The organism is Pseudomonas veronii, assembly GCF_002028325.1.
Taxonomy (GTDB): Bacteria; Pseudomonadota; Gammaproteobacteria; order Pseudomonadales; family Pseudomonadaceae; genus Aquipseudomonas; species Aquipseudomonas veronii.
Genome location: NZ_CP018420.1, coordinates 710,700 through 728,976, shown reverse-complemented (window position 1 = coordinate 728,976; position 18,277 = coordinate 710,700). Strand labels below are relative to the sequence as shown.

At 62.2% G+C, this 18,277-nt stretch carries 15 protein-coding genes; 11 read left to right on the top strand and 4 right to left on the bottom strand.

Features of this window, described 5'->3' with window-relative positions; translation table 11 throughout:
• The first annotated feature begins 171 nt into the window (after positions 1-171).
• Positions 172-1,509 (top strand): MATE family efflux transporter, encoded by a 1,338-nt coding sequence (locus tag PverR02_RS03245; RefSeq protein WP_046485721.1) that lies wholly within the window; start codon positions 172-174, stop codon positions 1,507-1,509.
• Between the two features lie 158 nt (positions 1,510-1,667).
• Here PverR02_RS03245 and speA read toward each other — a convergent pair whose 3' ends face one another.
• The 4 genes from speA to PverR02_RS03220 form a co-directional block, all read right to left on the bottom strand.
• A complete protein-coding gene (gene speA, locus PverR02_RS03240) occupies positions 1,668-3,581 on the bottom strand; it encodes an arginine decarboxylase (RefSeq protein ID WP_057005974.1) in 1,914 nt (637 codons plus the stop codon).
• 144 nt (positions 3,582-3,725) lie between these two features.
• A complete protein-coding gene (locus PverR02_RS03235; protein ID WP_017849660.1) occupies positions 3,726-4,097 on the bottom strand; it encodes a translation initiation factor Sui1 in 372 nt (123 codons plus the stop codon).
• A 322-nt stretch (positions 4,098-4,419) separates the two neighbouring features.
• Positions 4,420-4,956, bottom strand: coding sequence for an NUDIX hydrolase (locus tag PverR02_RS03225; protein ID WP_079442750.1), 537 nt, complete (start codon positions 4,954-4,956; stop codon positions 4,420-4,422).
• A 2-nt stretch (positions 4,957-4,958) separates the two neighbouring features.
• A complete protein-coding gene (locus tag PverR02_RS03220) occupies positions 4,959-5,936 on the bottom strand; it encodes a DUF2333 family protein (RefSeq protein ID WP_371928174.1) in 978 nt (325 codons plus the stop codon).
• A gap of 402 nt (positions 5,937-6,338) precedes the next feature.
• On the opposite strand from PverR02_RS03220, the gene PverR02_RS03215 reads away from it, so the two are divergent.
• The 10 genes from PverR02_RS03215 to purH all read left to right on the top strand — a co-directional run bounded on the left by PverR02_RS03215 (position 6,339) and on the right by purH (position 18,274).
• The gene (locus PverR02_RS03215; RefSeq protein ID WP_057005975.1) at positions 6,339-8,009 is read left to right on the top strand and encodes a response regulator; all 1,671 of its coding nucleotides are present in this window, start codon (positions 6,339-6,341) and stop codon (positions 8,007-8,009) included.
• A gap of 53 nt (positions 8,010-8,062) precedes the next feature.
• Positions 8,063-10,024, top strand: coding sequence for a methyl-accepting chemotaxis protein (locus PverR02_RS03210; RefSeq protein ID WP_046384849.1), 1,962 nt, complete (start codon positions 8,063-8,065; stop codon positions 10,022-10,024).
• 296 nt (positions 10,025-10,320) lie between these two features.
• Positions 10,321-10,776 carry a type II 3-dehydroquinate dehydratase gene (aroQ, locus tag PverR02_RS03205; RefSeq protein ID WP_017849665.1) on the top strand — a complete coding sequence of 152 codons (456 nt, stop codon included), beginning with the start codon at positions 10,321-10,323 and terminating at the stop codon, positions 10,774-10,776.
• Positions 10,777-10,800: 24 nt separating this feature from the next.
• Positions 10,801-11,259 carry an acetyl-CoA carboxylase biotin carboxyl carrier protein gene (gene accB / locus PverR02_RS03200; RefSeq protein WP_017849666.1) on the top strand — a complete coding sequence of 153 codons (459 nt, stop codon included), beginning with the start codon at positions 10,801-10,803 and terminating at the stop codon, positions 11,257-11,259.
• A 17-nt stretch (positions 11,260-11,276) separates the two neighbouring features.
• Complete coding sequence (accC, locus tag PverR02_RS03195; protein WP_017849667.1) at positions 11,277-12,638, top strand: acetyl-CoA carboxylase biotin carboxylase subunit; 1,362 nt, start codon at positions 11,277-11,279, stop codon at positions 12,636-12,638.
• 277 nt (positions 12,639-12,915) lie between these two features.
• Positions 12,916-13,794, top strand: coding sequence for a 50S ribosomal protein L11 methyltransferase (gene prmA / locus PverR02_RS03190; RefSeq protein WP_079442749.1), 879 nt, complete (start codon positions 12,916-12,918; stop codon positions 13,792-13,794).
• 30 nt (positions 13,795-13,824) lie between these two features.
• Complete coding sequence (locus PverR02_RS03185) at positions 13,825-15,069, top strand: DUF3426 domain-containing protein (RefSeq protein WP_046384851.1); 1,245 nt, start codon at positions 13,825-13,827, stop codon at positions 15,067-15,069.
• Between the two features lie 185 nt (positions 15,070-15,254).
• Positions 15,255-16,268: a tRNA dihydrouridine synthase DusB gene (gene dusB / locus PverR02_RS03180; protein WP_017849670.1), complete on the top strand. Its 1,014-nt coding sequence runs from the start codon at positions 15,255-15,257 to the stop codon at positions 16,266-16,268.
• Positions 16,265-16,585 (top strand): DNA-binding transcriptional regulator Fis, encoded by a 321-nt coding sequence (fis, locus tag PverR02_RS03175; protein ID WP_002555375.1) that lies wholly within the window; start codon positions 16,265-16,267, stop codon positions 16,583-16,585. The genes dusB and fis overlap by 4 nt, the downstream gene beginning before the upstream one ends.
• 81 nt (positions 16,586-16,666) lie before the next feature.
• On the top strand, positions 16,667-18,274 hold the full coding sequence (gene purH / locus PverR02_RS03170) for a bifunctional phosphoribosylaminoimidazolecarboxamide formyltransferase/IMP cyclohydrolase (RefSeq protein ID WP_046384852.1): 1,608 nt from the start codon (positions 16,667-16,669) through the stop codon (positions 18,272-18,274).
• Positions 18,275-18,277: the final 3 nt, after the last annotated feature.

Genomic DNA, 18,277 nt, shown 5'->3' with positions numbered 1-18,277 from the left:
AAGCCCCCTCCCACATTTGGTCCTCCTCATATTTGGCCCTCCCACATTTGGCCCTCCTCATATTTGGCCCTCCTCACATTTGCCCCCCTCCCACATTTAACCCCCCATTCCACATTGGTTCTGCGGCGTGCTGGGGGGACAGTTACAATGCCGCTCCCCCAAGGAGCCTGCATGTCCACCTTACTGACCGACTGGCGCCACCGCCCCACCCACCGCCGCGTCTGGGCCCTGGCCGCGCCGATGATCCTGTCGAACATCTCGGTACCGCTGGTGGCCCTGGTCGACAGCATGGTCATCGGCCACCTGCCCCACGCCCACCAACTGGGCGCCGTGGCGGTCGGGGCCAGCCTGTATACCTTCCTGGCCTGGGCCATGGGTTTTCTGCGCATGGGCTCCACCGGGTTCGCCGCCCAGGCCGCCGGGCGCAACGATGGCGCGGCGCTGCGGCAAATCCTGCTGCAAGGTCTGTTGCTGGCGCTGGGCCTAGCGATGTTACTCGGTACAGTGGGCATCCCGCTGAGCCACCTGGCCCTGGAATGGATGCAGCCCTCCGCCGAACTCAATCAACTGACCCGCGAGTTCTTCCACACCCGCCTGTTCGGCCTGCCCGCCGCGTTGGCCAGCTATGCCTTGGTCGGCTGGTTCCTCGGCACGCAAAACGCCCGCGCACCGCTGGCGATCCTGCTGACCACCAACCTGGTCAACATCGCCCTCAACCTGTGGTTCGTCCTCGGCCTGGACTGGGGCGTCGTCGGCTCCGCACGCGCCTCGGTGATCGCCGAATGGACCGGTGCCCTGCTCGGCCTGGCCCTCACGCAAAAAGCCCTGCGCGCCTACCCCGGGCATATCGCCTGGGCCGCCTTGCAACGCTGGCACAGCTGGCGCCCGCTGCTGGCGGTGAACCGCGATATTTTTATCCGCAGCCTGGCGTTGCAGTCGGTGTTTTTCATGATCACGGTGCAAGGCGCACGCCTGGGCGACGCCACCGTGGCCGCCAACGCGCTGTTGCTCAACGGCCTGCTGCTGACCGCCCACGCCCTGGACGGCCTGGCCCATGCGGTCGAAGCCCTGTGCGGCCATGCCATTGGCGCGCACGACCGTCAGGCGTTGCGCCGCTCATTAGTGGTCGCCTGCGGTTGGTCGCTGATCGCCAGCGTCGGTTTCGCCCTGCTCTTCACCTTCGCCGGCCACCTGTTCATCGCCATGCAGACCGACATTCCCAGCGTGCGCGAAACCGCCGACATCTACCTGCCGTACCTGGCGGTGCTGCCATTGATTGCGGTGTGGAGTTATCTGCTGGACGGGCTGTTCATCGGCGCCACGCGTGCGCGGGAAATGCGTAACGGCATGCTGCTGACGGTGCTGATCCTGCTGCCATTCGCCTGGCTGTTGCAGGGCTACGGCAACCACGGCCTGTGGATCAGCTTCCTGCTGTTCATGGCCTTGCGCAGTCTTACGCTTTGGACGATTGCCTGGCGTTTGAACCGACAGAATCAGTGGCTGGCATAAGCGCCCCTCACTGTCACCGTCACCGTCACCGTCACTGTCACTGTCACTGTAGGAGCGAGCTTGCTCGCGAAGATCGTCAACGATGACATGGGCTGTCTGGATGCCCGTGTTGCCTGAACGTTTTTCGCGAGCAAGCTCGCTCCTACAAGGATGGGTGCTTAGGAGGACAGGTAAGACGAACGCGTCAGGCCCAAGCGCAACGCATCCAGAAACTGCGTGCGCTCGCTGGCACTGATCTTCGCGCTCGCGCACTTGTCACGGTAATGCGTCATCAACTCCTCCGGCGACAAGTGCACATAACGCAGCATGTCTTCAATGGTGTCGTGGGTCTCGATCCCGGCGCTGTACACCGAACCGTCTTCACGCTGATAGATGTTCACCGAGTCGGTGTCACCGAACAGGTTGTGCATGTCACCGAGGATTTCCTGGTAGGCGCCGACCAGGAAGATACCCAGCAGGTAGTCTTCGCCCTCTTTCAGCGCGTGTACCGGCAGGCTGGTCTCGATGCTCTGCTCGTCGACGTATTGCTTGATCTTGCCGTCGGAGTCGCAGGTCAAGTCCTGCAATACCGCGCGGCGCATCGGTTCTTCGTCGAGGCGGTGCAGCGGCAGGATCGGCAATACCTGGCCGATGGCCCAGGTGTCCGGCAGGCTCTGGAACACCGAGAAGTTGCAGATGTATTTATCCGCCAGCTTGTCGTTGAGTTCGTCGAGCACCTGGCGGTGCGAACGCTGGCGCGCTTTCAGCGAGTTATGCAGGCGGCGGCACACGGCGAAGTAGCACTGTTCAGCCAGGGCTTTTTCCGCCAGGGTCAGTTTGCCGTCGGCGTACTGGGTGGCCACGTCGCTCATGTAGTGAGTGGCGCGCCAGTAGGTTTCGGTGACCATCTCGATGTCGGTCGGGCCGAGCAGGTCCACCAACCATTGCACGGTTTCCGGCAGGTTTTCCTTGTTCTCGATCTGCGGCATTTCGTCGTTGTGTTTCTCGACGTCGGTGACTTGCACCACCAGCATGGCGTGGTGGGCGGTCAGGGAACGGCCGCTCTCGGAGAAGATGTTCGGGTGCGGCAGGCTCTGCGCGTCGCAGAACTCCTTGAGCATGCCCACGACGACACCGGCGTAGTCGTCCATGTCGTAGTTGATCGAGCTGGCGTTGCGCGAGTGAGTACCGTCGTAGTCCACGCCCAGGCCGCCGCCGACGTCGATGTGGTCCACCGGCAGGCCGAGGTTGCGCAGTTCGCCGTAGTAACGAATGGCTTCCTTGAACCCGTGCTGGTAGTCGGCCAGGTTGGCGATCTGCGAGCCCATGTGGAAGTGCAGCAGGCGGATGCCCTGGTCCAGGCTGGCGGCGCGGAAGCGCTCGACGACCGACAGCAGTTGCGCCGCCGACAACCCGAACTTGGATTTCTCACCGCCAGTGTCGGCCCACTTGCTCGACGCCAGGGACGACAGACGCACGCGCAGGCCGACCTGTGGCTTGACCTTGAGGTTGGCGGCTTCTTCGATCACCAGCTCAACTTCGGACTCTTTCTCGATCACGATGAACACGTTGTGACCCAGCTTCTGGCCCATCAGCGCCAGGCGGATGAATTCGCGGTCCTTGTAACCGTTGCAGACGATGGTCCCGCCTTTCGGCGCCAGGGCCAGCACGGCCAGCAGTTCCGGCTTGGAGCCGGCTTCCAGGCCGATGGACACGTCCTGGGTGGCGATGATGTTTTCGATCACCGCCTCCTGCTGGTTCACCTTGATCGGGTACAGCGCGGTGTATTTGCTCTGGTATTCCAGACGCTCGATGTTCGAATCGAACGCACCGGTCAACTGGCGCACGCGGTCTTGCAGGATGTCGGGAAAACGCACCAACAGCGGCAAGGACAAGCCGCTTTTGCGCAGCTCGTCGACTTGCTCGTACAGGTCGACAGGCGTGCTTTTCGGGCCGTTCGGACGGACTTCAACGCGACCGGCATCATTGATCGCGAAATACCCGGCCCCCCAATGACGAATCCCGTAAACACTGCGGCTGTCCGCAACTGTCCATTGGCTGCCATCGTCTTTGCGTGTGCGTCGTACGGACATTGAAGTCCCCTATAAATGAAGTCGAAGGCGCCGCCCCTCGTTGGAGGCTGGCGCAGTCTAAAGAATGAAAATGACGATTTGCCTGTGAGTAAGGTCAGACCCCACTCGCAGGACAGAGTTTAGACACTGGTTGGAAAGAGGCTGTCAGCCGCCGGACTTCTTGGCCTTGTACCCGAGCTTGATCAGCTCGGCCAACAGCAACTCGACGTGATCGCCCTGGATCTCGATGACCCCGTCTTTCAACGCGCCACCGGTGCCACAGCGCTTTTTCAGCGTGGTGGCGAGTTCCTTCAGCGCATCTTCGGCCAGCGGTACGCCGGTGATGGTGGTCACCGTCTTGCCGCCACGGCCTTTGCTCTCGCGTCGCACGCGGGCAATGCCGTCGCCTTCGGGGATCAGGGTTTGTTTGCAGGTACAGGCGTCCACGGGCTGACGACAGTCCGGGCAGTGTCGACCTGCGTCGGTGGAAAATACCAGGCCACCGAGGGCGGCGAAGGATGCGGCTTTTTTGGCCACCGGCAATCCTCTTGTGAGGACAAAGACTGATCGGCAAACGCTCAGGCGGTTGCCGACCGCGAAGCCCCACTCAGGCAGGGGCAGCGCTACCGACCCCCCCATGTCATTGCCCCCGATTCCTGTAGGAGCGAGCTCGCTCGCGAAGATCGCCAACGATGACGCGGACATTCAGGATGCCCACAGCGCGCTTGAGGTTTTCGCGAGCGAGCTCGCTCCTACAGGAATCAGGGGGTGGAACAAGGGTGGTTCGGGTGAAAAGTCGCGCAGTGTAACCACAAAAAGCTCACTTGCTAAGAGCCAAATCGCGCCAATTTATACAACTTTAGCGACGTGAGGCCAGATAGCGCCGCAAGCCCTCTTGCGCGTCAGGGCAGTAGGGCTTTTGTTGCGCTTCCTGCAGGACAATTTCAAGGGGTAAAAAGCGCGCTTCCATGACTTCTTCAGGCTGCAGGCACAGCGCACCGTCCCACACGGCGGAGTAGGATCTGCACCAAAGTCGGCTGTCGCCGTCCTCGAAGTAGAAATGGTCATGCTCGACCAACTCCACCCCGCCCACGCCGAGCTCTTCTGCAAGCTCGCGGGCGGCCGACTCGGCATAACTCTCGCCGTCCGCCACCATCCCGCCTGCCGCCGTGTCCCAGAAACCGGGGTACAGGGCTTTGCTCAGGGTGCGTCGGTGTACGCACAGTTCACCTGCCGAGTTGAACAGGAAGATAAAGGTGCAACGGCCGATCAGGCCGCGCTGGCGCAGGTCGGAGCGCACCAGGGCGCCGAGCGGGTTGTCGTGCTCGTCGACCCAGCAGATCAGTTCCGCATCGGAGGCTGCGCGGTGCGCGGCCTCCTTTTGAGTCACGTCCATCATCACCCTTGGTTAAGCAACTGACGCAAGTCGATCACCGCCGCGTTGGCCCGGGAAATGTAGTTGGCCATCACCAGCGAGTGGTTGGCCAATATGCCAAAGCCGCTGCCGTTGAGGATCATCGGGCTCCAGACCGGCTCTTGCGAAGCCTCCAGTTCACGAATGATCTGGCGCACGCTGACCGTCGCATTCTTCTTGGCCAGCACGTCGGCAAAGTCGACTTCGATGGCGCGCAACAGATGGGACAAGGCCCAGGCCTGGCCGCGGGCTTCGTAGAACACGTTGTCGATCTGCATCCATGGGGTTTCCACCACTTCTTCATCGAGCTGCGGCACTTCACCCGGCGCCAGCGCTTCGGTTTTCAGTGAGGTGTTCAGCTTGACCCGGCCGACACTGGCCGACAGACGTTGCGACAACGAACCCAGGCGCGTGGCGACATCGCCCAGCCAGTTGTTGAGGTTGTCGGCGCGCGCGTAGAACAGGGCGCCGCGCTGGTTCGGGTCGGACAGGCGCACTTCATAGCGATTCAGGGAGTTGATGCCTTCCTGGTACTCCGACTCGCTGGAAGGCAGCACCCAGCTCTTGTTGTCGAAGTTGAAACGCGGCTCAGCCTTCGCCAGGTCGGCGTCTTCCGCCGACTGCGACTGGGAACGGGCGAAATCCTTACGCAAGGCGCGGGTCAGGTCGCGCACCTGCACCAGTACGCCGTATTCCCAGCTCGGCATGTTGTCCATCCACAGGCCCGGCGGGAAACGGTCGTTGGAAATATAGCCCCCGGGCTTGTTGAGCAAGGTGCCGGCCACGGTCTTGAGGGTTTCCACGGTGGTGTAACCCAACACCATCTGCTTGCCTTCCTTTTCAGCGGCAAGCTGGGCGTTCTGCTGGACCGGGAACAGCGCCGGCTCTTCGCTCCAGTACCAACCCAAAGCACCGGTGACCAACAGATACAAGCCGAGTACGCTGAGCACCGCTCGGCTCATCAGCACGCTACGCAAATAGCTGCGGTTGGCCGACTTGGGTTCAGGGGCGGGGCCTTTGGCACTGCCTGCACGGTTTTTCCAGTCCAGCATGGCGATATCCTTTCAATCACTTGAGTTCATGCACTTCAATCGACGGCGTGCGTTCAAACACTCCGACAGCAACCCTACCCCATCGTGCCCGTCAATGCGGGGCTTTTCGCCCTACAACTATGATCCAACGGACGCCCAGGGGGCATTCGACTATAAAGGATGCGCGCCTTTTCCGCTGCACGACCAATTAGTCACTAAATGAATGCCAGGGACTCGCAGTTAATTGACGTATGACACTCATGTAACCGAAAAGAGGTGCTAGCATAGAGCCACCAGTCGACCTCAGCACGCACCTTCACTAGTAGTCAGGATATGACCGAGCCAGAAGACCCCAGCCGTGAGCGTCTCAAGCAGCACTTTGCCCAGCGGGTAATTCATCAGGCACGTCAAATTCTTGAGATCTGGCAGCGCCTGCAACGCAGCGAATGGTCCGACGCCGACTTCTCCGAACTCAGCGAAGCCAACCTGCGCCTGCTGCGCTTCGCCGAACGCTTCGAACAGCCCGAACACGGCCAACTGGCGCAGCACATCGGCGAGTCGCTCAAAGCGGTGGACGCCAATCGCGGCCGCCTGAGCAGTCAACTGATCACCGAAATCAACCGCTTGATGCAACGCCTGTCCCGCACCGGCCTGCGCCAGGGCGATCAGCTTGAGCAAACCTTCCTGCCGCCGATGCGCAAGCCGATCTACGTGATGCTGGCCGATCATGATCGCGCCGAGCGTCTGGCCAAGCAGCTGGAATTCTTTGGCCTGAGCGCCCAGTCCCTGGACAACGTGGCGGCGTATCGCGTGGCGATGGCCGAGCGCCTGCCGTCGGCGATTGTGATGGACGTGGATTTCTGCGGCCCGGGCCTCGGCCTCCAGTTGGCCGCCGAGGCCCAGCAAGGCCTGGAGCAAAAGCTGCCGTTGCTGTTTTTCAGCCTGCATGAAACCGACACCCCGACCCGCCTCGCCGCCGTGCGCGCCGGCGGCGAGGAGTTCCTGACCGGCACGCTGGAAGCCTCGAGCCTGCTGGAAAAGATCGAAGTGCTGACCTGCGTCGCCCAATACGACCCCTATAAAGTGCTGATCATCGACGACTCACGGGCCCAGGCGCTGCACACCGAGCGCCTGCTCAACAGCGCCGGCATCATCACCCGCACGCTGATCGAGCCGATCCAGGCCATGGCCGAGCTGGCGGATTTCCAGCCCGACCTGATCATCCTCGACATGTACATGCCCGCCTGCACCGGCACCGAACTGGCCAAGGTGATTCGTCATAACGACCGGTACGTCAGCGTGCCGATCATCTACCTGTCGGCCGAAGACGACCTGGATAAACAGCTGGACGCCATGAGCGAAGGCGGCGACGACTTCCTCACTAAGCCGATCAAGCCGCGCCACCTGATCACCACCGTGCGCAACCGCGCGGCCCGTGCGCGCAACCTCAAGGCGCGGATGGTGCGCGACAGCCTGACCGGCCTGTACAACCACACCCATATCCTGCAATTGCTCGAAGACTGCACCTTCCGCGCTCGTCGCGAGAATAAGCCGTTGAGCTTTGCCATGCTCGACATCGACCACTTCAAGCGCGTCAATGACAGCCACGGCCACCCCATGGGCGACCGCGTGATCAAGAGCCTGGCGCTGTTCCTCAAACAGCGCTTGCGCAAGACCGACTACATCGGCCGCTACGGCGGTGAAGAGTTTGCGATTGTGATGCCCGATACCGACTTGGAATCGGCCTGCAAGGTGCTGGATGAAATCCGTGGGCGCTTTGCCGAAATTCACTACCCGGCCCAGCCGCATGACTTGTGGTGTACCTTCAGCGCCGGGCTGGTGGAGCTGTGCGACGATTCCGACAGCCTGATGATGGCCGCCCAAGCCGACGAGGCGCTGTACCGCGCCAAGGATGCCGGACGCAATCGGGTTCAAGCCGCGCACACATCAAGTCAAAGTGCCATCTTTTCACCAGAATCCAGCGATTCCGTCATAACTTTGTAATAGAAACGCAATAACTTCAGGCACTTAACTTTTGCTGTCGGTTGAAACCACGCATGCGCCTGAAGCTGCTGACCAATCTCAATACCCTCCTTCTGGTGGCCGTGTGCCTGGCACTCGGGGCGACGCTCTGGTGGTCGCAACGCGCGCTGGAACGGCCTTATTTGCTGATGGAACGCTACCTGGGGTTGTCGCAGACCTTCCAGAACCAGGCCGCACGCAACATCGACGACTACCTCGCCAGCGGCGACGCCCTGCGCTTGAGCAGCGCCAGCCAGAGCCTGGAAAGCCTGCTGCAGCACCTGGACGAATTGCCCGCCGACCTCGCACAAAGCCTGCGCCCCAGCCTGAAGGAGCTGGACACCTTCAGCAAAACCGACCTGCTCGCCGCCGGCAAACTGGCCGGCGACCCGCAAGCGCTGCTGTTGCAGGCCGAGCGCGAACTGGGCGCGAACCTCGAGCAACTGAGCCAGTACGCCATCGGCGTCGATTCGCCCGCCGCAGCGCGCTACCTGCCGCCGCTGCTGGCGGCGTCCCAACACCTGGGCAAGCTATCCCTGGCCCGCGACAAGTTGGTGAGCAGCGGGCGCGCCGAACTGGCGGACGATGTGGAGCGCGAAGTCAGCAATATCCGCGGCCAGGCCGACCTGCTGGAGCAACTGCCCTTACTTGGGGTCAAGGCCAACGCCGGTTCGAACACCGATGACTTTTCGGCGCTGATGGGCCTGGAAAACAGCGAAAAAACCGAAACACAAGACACCGGCGTCGACCTCAAGCGCGAACTCAACAGCCTGCTGACCCGCTACCCGGCCGAACTCAAGCGTACCCGCGAGCAGATCCAGCGGCGCGCCGACCTCGCCGCCGGCACCCACCTGAAAATCGCCGGTGTGCAACAGGCCATCGCCGGCCTGGAGCCCGTCGTGCGGGCGCAACACGCAAAGATCCAGGGCGAAGTGCGCCTGATGCAAGGGGTGATGATCGGCCTGATCCTGCTGATCGCCCTGCTGATCGATACCCTGCAACGGCGCCTGGCACGGGTGCTGACCAACCTGGCACCGGCCCTGTCGACCTGGGCCGAAGGCGACTTCAGCCAACCGATTGCCTTGGGCAAGACAAACCGCGAACTGCGCGACATCGAAGCCTCCCTCAACCGCTTGCGCGCCTACCTGGTGGACCTGGTGGGCACCATTCGCGGCAATGCCGAGGAAGTCGCCGGCAGCAGCCGCGCCCTGGCCGAGCTGAGCAGCGGCCTGCATGATGGCGCCGAACGGCAGGCCGGGGACACCGCGCAGATCCGCGATTCGTTGGGCGAATTGGAAGCGACCATTCAACAAGTCGCCGGGGACGCCAGCCAGGCCGCCGGCGCCAGCCGCAGCGCGGGCCAGGCGGTGAAGCACGGCCAGCGGGTGATCGGCCTGAGCCTGACCGGGCTGCATGCGCTGGTGGGCGAAGTGCAGCAAAACGCGCAGATGATCGAGAAACTCGCCGAAGAGTCCGCGACCATCGGCGGCGTGTTGACGGTGATTCGCTCGATCGCCGACCAGACCAACCTGCTGGCGCTCAATGCCGCCATTGAAGCCGCCCGCGCCGGAGACGCCGGGCGGGGCTTTGCCGTGGTCGCCGACGAAGTGCGCTCCCTGGCCCAGCGCACCGCTGGCGCCACCGCCGAAATCCAGGGCCTCATCGCCGGCCTGCAAACCGCCGCCCGCCAGTCGGTGGAAGGCATGCGCGCGCAGGTCGAACACGCCGAAGCCACCGCCCAGCAAGCACAAGCGGCCGACGGCGCGCTGGATGAAATCGTCGGGGCGATCCAGACCATTTCCGACACCTCCGTGCGTATCGCCGATGTGACCGCGCAGCAGAGCGGTGCGGTGAGTGAGATTCGCGATAACAGCGAACGGATTCATCAGTTGGGTGAGGACAACCTGCTGCGCATCGGCCAGGGCCGCAGCCAGGGTGAACACCTGTTGGTGCTGGGCGGCCAACTCAACACCGCCGTCCAAGCCTTCCGCGTCTGACCCGATCTAGCGCCATGCGAAGAACCAATGTGGGAGGGGGCTTGCCCCCGATAGCGGTGGATCAGTTGCAGATATTGAGACTGGCACACCGCTATCGGGGGCAAGCCCCCTCCCACATTTGATCGCCACAGGTTTCAAGACGGTATTACCAATGACCGGATCCTGGGCCGCAGTCACAAATTTCGCGCAATCCTCGCTAATCGTGCTGCCTACTGCATAGAACTGGACAGTCATAAACGCTTTGCGGCATAGTCGCCGGGTTCTGCCGTACCCACATCAATAACAAGGAACAGCCGATGGCGACCTTACTGGTTCTTCACGGACCCAACCTGAACCTGCTCGGCACCCGCGAACCGGGCGTCTACGGGGCAGTGACCCTGGAACAGATCAACCTCGATCTGGAGCGACGGGCCCGTGAAGCCGGCCACCATTTGCTGTACCTGCAAAGCAATGCCGAGTACGAATTGATTGATCGCATCCATGCCGCGCGCGGCGAAGGCGTGGACTTTATTCTGATCAATCCCGCCGCTTTTACGCACACAAGTGTTGCATTACGTGACGCGCTGCTGGCGGTGAGCATCCCATTCATCGAAGTGCATTTGTCGAACGTGTACAAACGCGAACCTTTCCGCCATCACTCCTACTTCTCCGACGTAGCGGTAGGTGTGATCTGCGGCCTTGGCGCCAGCGGTTATCGACTGGCCCTGGAGGCCGCCCTGGAACAACTTGAACAACCGGCCAAGCGCCCCTGACCGACCCTTGGGAGTTGACGATTCATGGATATCCGTAAAGTTAAGAAACTGATCGAACTGCTGGAAGAATCCGGCATCGACGAGCTGGAAATCAAGGAAGGCGAAGAGTCTGTACGCATCAGCCGTCACAGCAAGACCCCGGCCCAGCAATTCTACGCGCCGCAGATGCAAGCACCGGCACCTGCCGCTGCCGCTCCGGTCGCCGCTGCGCCTGTCGCCGCCGCCGAGCCTGCTGCGCCCAAGCTGAACGGCTTCGTGGCCAAGTCGCCAATGGTCGGTACGTTCTACCGCACCCCGGCACCGGGTTCGCCAGCCTTCGTTGAAGTCGGCAAAACCGTGAAAGAAGGCGACACCATCTGCATCGTGGAAGCGATGAAAATGATGAACCACATCACGGCCGAAAAAGCCGGTGTCATCGAATCCATTCTGGTAGAAAACGGTCAGCCGGTTGAGTACGACCAGCCGCTGTTCACCATCGTTTGAACCGCGGAGCGCCTTCGATGTTGAAACCTGCGAAGAAACTGCAAAAAGTCCTGATCGCCAACCGCGGCGAGATCGCGCTGCGTATCCTGCGCGCCTGTAAGGAAGAGGGCATCAAGACCGTCGCTGTTTACTCGACGGCCGATACCGAACTGATGCACGTGAAACTGGCGGACGAAAGCATCTGCATCGGCCCGCCACTGGCTGCGAACTCGTACCTGAAAGTCTCGAACATCATCGCCGCTGCGGAAGTGACCGGCGCTGATGGCATCCACCCGGGCTACGGCTTCCTCGCGGAAAACGCCGATTTCGCCGAACAGGTGGAAAAATCCGGGTTTGCCTTCATCGGCCCGAAAGCCGAGACCATTCGCCTGATGGGTGACAAGGTTTCGGCCAAGGACGCCATGATCGCGGCCGGCGTGCCGACCGTTCCAGGCTCCGACGGCCCGCTGCCCGAGGACGAGACCACTGCGCTGCGCATCGGTCGCGAAGTCGGTTACCCGGTGATCATCAAGGCCGCAGGCGGCGGCGGTGGTCGCGGCATGCGCGTGGTACACAAGGAAGAAGACCTGATCGAAGCGGCCAAGCAGACGCGCTCCGAAGCGGCTGCCTGGTTCGGCAACCCGATGGTCTACCTGGAGAAGTACCTGACCAACCCACGTCACGTGGAAGTGCAGGTGCTGTCCGACGGCCAGGGCCACGCCATCCACTTGGGCGACCGCGATTGCTCGCTGCAACGTCGTCACCAGAAGGTATTGGAAGAAGCACCGGCACCGGGCCTCGACGAGAAAGCCCGTGCGGAAGTCCTGGCGCGTTGCGTCAAGGCGTGCATCGACATCAACTACCGTGGCGCCGGCACCTTCGAGTTCCTCTACGAGAACGGCCGTTTCTACTTCATCGAGATGAACACTCGCGTACAGGTAGAACACCCGGTTTCGGAGATGGTCACCGGTATCGATATCGTCAAGGAGATGCTGAGCATCGCCGCCGGTAACGAGCTGTCCTTCACCCAGGACGACGTGAAGATCCACGGCCACTCCCTGGAGTGCCGGATCAACGCCGAAGACCCGAAAACCTTTATCCCGAGTCCAGGCCTGGTCAAGCATTTCCATGCACCGGGCGGCAACGGCGTTCGCGTCGATTCGCACCTGTACAGCGGCTACAAGGTTCCGTCCAACTACGACTCGTTGATCGGCAAGCTGATCACCTGGGGCGCCACCCGCGACGAGGCCATGGCCCGCATGCGTAACGCCCTGGACGAAATCGTGGTCGACGGCATCAAGACCAACATCCCGCTGCATCGGGATCTGGTCCGCGATGAAGGCTTCTGCGAAGGTGGTGTGAACATTCACTACCTGGAACACAAACTGGCCAACCAGTAAGTGCTCCACCCAACAAAGCCGCCTTCGGGCGGCTTTGTTGTTTGTGGCCCCTCCATTTTGAAGATGTACACAGTCCAAATGTGGGAGGGGGCTTGCCCCCGATAGCGGTGGGTCTGTCACCTAATCTATGACTGAGCTGCCGCCATCGGGGGCAAGCCCCCTCCCACATTTGGTCGGCGTACTGTCAGTACAGTCGTCTTCTTCTCCACGCTCGCGTAAACTTGCGCGCTTTCGCAGCCCTCCCCGCTGCACACTCATTTTTTCAAAGGTGCCCGCCATGCCTTGGCTGCAAGTCCGTCTCGCCATCAGCCCAGAACAAGCCGAAACCTACGAAGACGCCTTCCTTGAAGTGGGCGCCGTCTCGGTGACCTTCATGGACGCCGAAGACCAGCCGATCTTCGAGCCGGAACTCAACACCACCCCGCTGTGGTCCCACACCCACTTGCTGGCCCTGTTCGAAGACGGCACCGATGCCGCCAGCGTCCTGGCCCATATGGAACTGCTCACCGGCGGCCCGCTGCCCGAGCACCACAGCGAAATCATCGAAGACCAGGACTGGGAACGCAGCTGGATGGACAACTTCCAGCCGATGCGTTTCGGCCAGCGCCTGTGGATCGTGCCGAGCTGGCACGCCGCCCCCGAGCCTGACGCGGTGAACCTGCTGCTGGACCCGGGCCTGGCGTTCGGCACCGGCACGCACCCGACCACCGCGCTGTGCCTGGAATGGCTGGACGGCCAGGACCTGAACGATTGCCACGTGCTGGACTTCGGCTGCGGCTCGGGGATTCTGGCGATTGCCGCCCTGTTGTTGGGCGCCAAGGAAGCCGTCGGCACCGATATCGACGTACAGGCCCTGGAAGCCTCCCGCGATAACGCCGGGCGCAACCACATTGCTGAAGGCAAATTCCCACTGTACCTGCCGGAGCAATTGCCCCAGGTGCAGGCCGATGTGCTGGTCGCCAATATCCTCGCCGGCCCGCTGGTGGCCCTGGCGCCGCAGCTGTCGAGCCTGGTCAAGCCGAGTGGCCGCCTGGCGCTGTCGGGCATCCTCGCCGAACAGGGTGAAGACGTGGCTGCGGCCTACGCCCAGGATTTCGAGCTCGACCCGATCGCCAATCGTGATGGCTGGGTACGCATCAGCGGGCGTCGGCGCTAGAATGAGCGCTTGCCTGAATCGGATGGCCGCATGACCGACAGTTTCGTCACCCAGTGTCCCCATTGCCAAACGCGCTTTCGCGTCAGCCACGCTCAGTTGAACGTGGCGCGCGGCGTGGTGCGCTGCGGCTCGTGCCTGCAAGTGTTCAACGCCGCGCGCCAGTTACTGGAGCAGCGCGCCCACGCGCAAGCGCCGAAGCCTGAACAGCCGGCCGCAGCGGAGCACGCCGCCGAGGCGCCGCGGGCGATCAGCCAGAAACAGTGGACGGCGCAAGAGCTGGACCTGGACAACCTGGACCTGGACAAAGAACTGGCCAAGCTGGAACGCCGCGAGATTCAACACACCCAGCCGCTGGGCGCGGAACGCCGACAAGGCAGCGCCGACCGACGCAAAAAGGAAGATGCCCTCAGCGCCAGCCGCGACACGATCAAGGCCGAGGAAGAAAAATGGGCCGCCAGCCTGTTCAGCGAACCGCCTGAAGAACGCGCCAAAGCGCCCGAAGACGAACCTGAACCGGCAAATGCCCCTGCGACTAAACAGCGCACCGAACCGTCGATGTCCCTCGCCACCGACGACATCGACGATGAACCGCCGCTGCGTTCCACACCTGCCGATGAAGACGACGAACTCGACCCACCCGTGAGCGCGGTCAGCGACGACGTGGACGCGCCGGAACCCGACGAGCGCCCCCAAGGCCGCAAGCGCTCGCGCAGCGCCGCCAGCGCCCACGACGAACTGCTGCAGGACCTCGAAGATGACCCGCTGCACTTGTACGCCGGCAAACGCCCGTCAAGCTGGGGCCGTCGCCTGCTCTGGCTGTTGCTGGTGCTGATCGCCGCCGCCGGCCTCGCCGGCCAGTACATTGCCTACCAGTTCGACGACCTGGCGCGCCAGGACGCCTATCGCCCGTGGTTCCAGCAACTGTGCCCGACATTGGGCTGCACGGTGCCATCACGGGTCGATATCGCGCACATCAAGAGCAGCAACCTGGTGGTGCGCAGCCATCCTGAATTCGCCGGCGCGCTGGTGGTGGATGCAATCATCTATAACCGCGCGACGTTCTCCCAGCCGTTTCCGTTGCTGGAACTGCGCTTTGCCGACCTGAACGGCAACCTGATCGCCAGTCGGCGCTTCAAGCCCGCCGAATACCTGAGCGGTGAGCTGGCTGGGGTCAGTGAAATGCCGTCGCAGACGCCGATCCATATCTCCCTGGACATCCTCGACCCCGGCAACAAAGCGGTGAATTACAGCCTGAGCTTTCATTCGCCCGAGTGAATCGGCGCGGTCATCGAGGTTTGACGACGGATTATTGACTGGACCGCCGGCAACCAAACCGGTGGCGATAAAGAAATAACTGTTCAGATTTTATCCAATTCAGCCTTTATCCAGTCATCGAGAGCGGGTATCATGCCAACCCTTTTTCGAACTCTAATGATCCGGCCCCACAACAGGGAAGTCCTATGTCGGCGGTACGCATCGGCCCATACACATTGCACAATGGTTTGATTCTCGCGCCAATGGCGGGAGTCACCGACCAGCCCTTTCGTCAGCTGTGCAAGCGTTTGGGCGCGGGTCTAGTAGTCTCGGAAATGGTCACCAGCGACATGAGCTTGTGGAACACCCGCAAATCGCGGCTGCGCATGATCCACGAAGGTGATCCCGAGCCCCGCTCGGTACAGATCGCCGGTGGCGACGCACAGATGCTGGCGGAGGCGGCCCGGGCCAACGTGGAGCTGGGCGCGCAGATCATTGACATCAACATGGGCTGTCCGGCCAAGAAGGTCTGCAACAAGGCCGCCGGTTCCGCGCTGTTGAAGGATGAGCAGTTGGTCGCCGAGATCCTGCAGGCCGTTGTCGCCGCAGTGGATGTTCCGGTCACCCTGAAGATTCGTACCGGCTGGGACCGGGACAACAAGAATGGCCTGACGGTGGCGAAGATCGCCGAACAGGCGGGTATTTCAGCGCTGGCGGTGCATGGCCGCACCCGCGCCGATCTTTACACCGGCGAAGCCGAGTACGACACCATTGCCGCGATCAAGCAGGCCGTGTCGATGCCGGTATTTGCCAATGGCGATATCGACTCAGCCGAGAAAGCCCGGCGCGTGCTGCATGCGACCGGTGCCGATGGCCTGTTGATTGGCCGGGCCGCCCAGGGGCGGCCATGGATTTTTCGTGAAGTCGAACACTTTCTGCGTACCGGCGAGCTGTTGCCGGCACCGGGGTTGATCGAGGTGGAACGTATTCTGCTAGAGCATCTGGCCGCCCTGCACGCCTTCTACGGAGACGTGATGGGAGTACGCATTGCTCGCAAGCATGTCGGCTGGTATCTCGCAACCCTGCCGGGCGCCAGGGAGTTTCGCGCCCACTTCAATCGTTTGGATGATACGGAAGCACAGTGCGCCAACGTTCGTGAGTTCTTCAGCGAACGTGACAAGAGCCTGGTGACAGGGGACGGAGAGGGGGTGGCCGCATGACGATGATGACCGAGACTTTAGTGAGTGGAACAACACCCGTGAGCGACAACGTCAATTTGAAACAGCACCTCAACACGCCGAGCGAAGAAGGCCAGACCCTTCGCGGGAGTGTCGAGAAGGCGCTGCACAATTATTTCGCCCACCTTGAGGGCGCTTCCGTCACGGACGTGTACAACCTCGTGCTCTCCGAAGTCGAAGCGCCCTTGCTCGAAAGCGTGATGAACTACGTCAAGGGCAACCAGACCAAAGCCAGTGAGCTGCTGGGCCTCAACCGTGGCACCTTGCGCAAAAAGCTCAAACAATACGATTTGCTGTAAGCATTCAATCCGACCAGAAAGGCGCCCGCGTAAAACCGGTCGCCTTTTTTGCTGACTCCTTTGCTTTTGATGGAAATTGAAATGACCGACCAGACTACCCGCCTGCCGATCCGCCGCGCCTTGATCAGTGTCTCCGACAAGACCGGGGTTCTCGAATTTGCCCGGGGGCTGGAAGCCCTGGGCGTGGAAATCCTCTCCACGGGCGGGACCTTCAAACTGCTGCGAGACAACGGCGTGGCCGCAGTAGAAGTCGCGGACTACACCGGTTTCGCAGAGATGATGGACGGTCGGGTCAAGACCCTGCACCCGAAAATCCATGGTGGCATCCTCGGCCGTCGCGGTATCGACGATGCCATCATGAACGAGCACGGCATCAAGCCGATCGATCTGGTGGCCGTCAACCTCTACCCGTTCGAAGCCACCATCAACAAGCCGGGCTGCGACCTGCCGACCGCCATCGAAAACATCGATATCGGCGGCCCGACCATGGTTCGCTCGGCCGCCAAGAACCACAAAGACGTGGCCATCGTGGTCAACGCCAGCGACTACGCCCAGGTGCTTGAAAACCTCAAAGCCGGTGGCCTGACCTACGCCCAGCGTTTCGACCTGATGCTCAAGGCGTTCGAACACACCGCCGCCTACGACGGCATGATCGCCAACTACATGGGCACCGTGAACCAGGCCGCCGAGACCCTCAGCACAGAAGGTCGCAGCCAGTTCCCGCGGACCTTCAACAGCCAGTTCATCAAGGCCCAGGAAATGCGCTACGGCGAGAACCCGCACCAGAGCGCGGCGTTCTACGTGGAAGCCAAGCCGGCCGAAGTGGGCATCGCCACCGCGACCCAGCTGCAAGGCAAAGAACTGTCCTACAACAACGTGGCCGACACCGACGCCGCGCTGGAATGCGTGAAGAGCTTCGTCAAGCCGGCCTGCGTGATCGTCAAGCACGCCAACCCGTGCGGCGTGGCCGTGAGCCCGGACGCTGAAGGCGGCATCCGCCAGGCCTACGAACTGGCCTACGCCACCGACACCGAATCGGCCTTCGGCGGCATCATCGCCTTCAACCGCGAACTCGACGCCGCGACCGCCAAGGCCATCGTCGAGCGTCAGTTCGTCGAAGTGATCATCGCCCCGTCCGTCAGCGAGGAAGCCCGCGCCATCGTGGCCGCCAAAGCCAACGTGCGCCTGCTGGCCTGCGGCGAATGGTCGGCCGAACGTGCCCCTGCCTGGGACTACAAGCGCGTCAACGGCGGCCTGCTGGTGCAAAGCCGCGACATCGGCATGATCAGCAGCGCCGACCTGAAAGTGGTGACCAAGCGCGCACCGACCGAGCAGGAAATCAACGACCTGATCTTCGCCTGGAAAGTGGCCAAGTACGTCAAGTCCAACGCCATCGTCTACGCCAAGAACCGCCAGACCATCGGTGTCGGCGCCGGCCAGATGAGCCGTGTGAACTCGGCGCGCATCGCCGCGATCAAGGCTGAACACGCCGGTTTGCAGGTTGCGGGCTCGGTGATGGCGTCCGACGCGTTCTTCCCGTTCCGCGACGGCCTGGACAACGCGGCCAAGGCCGGCGTCACCGCAGTGATCCAGCCAGGCGGCTCGATGCGTGATGCCGAAGTGATTGCTGCGGCTGACGAAGCCGGCATCGCCATGGTCTTCACCGGCATGCGCCACTTCCGTCACTAAACA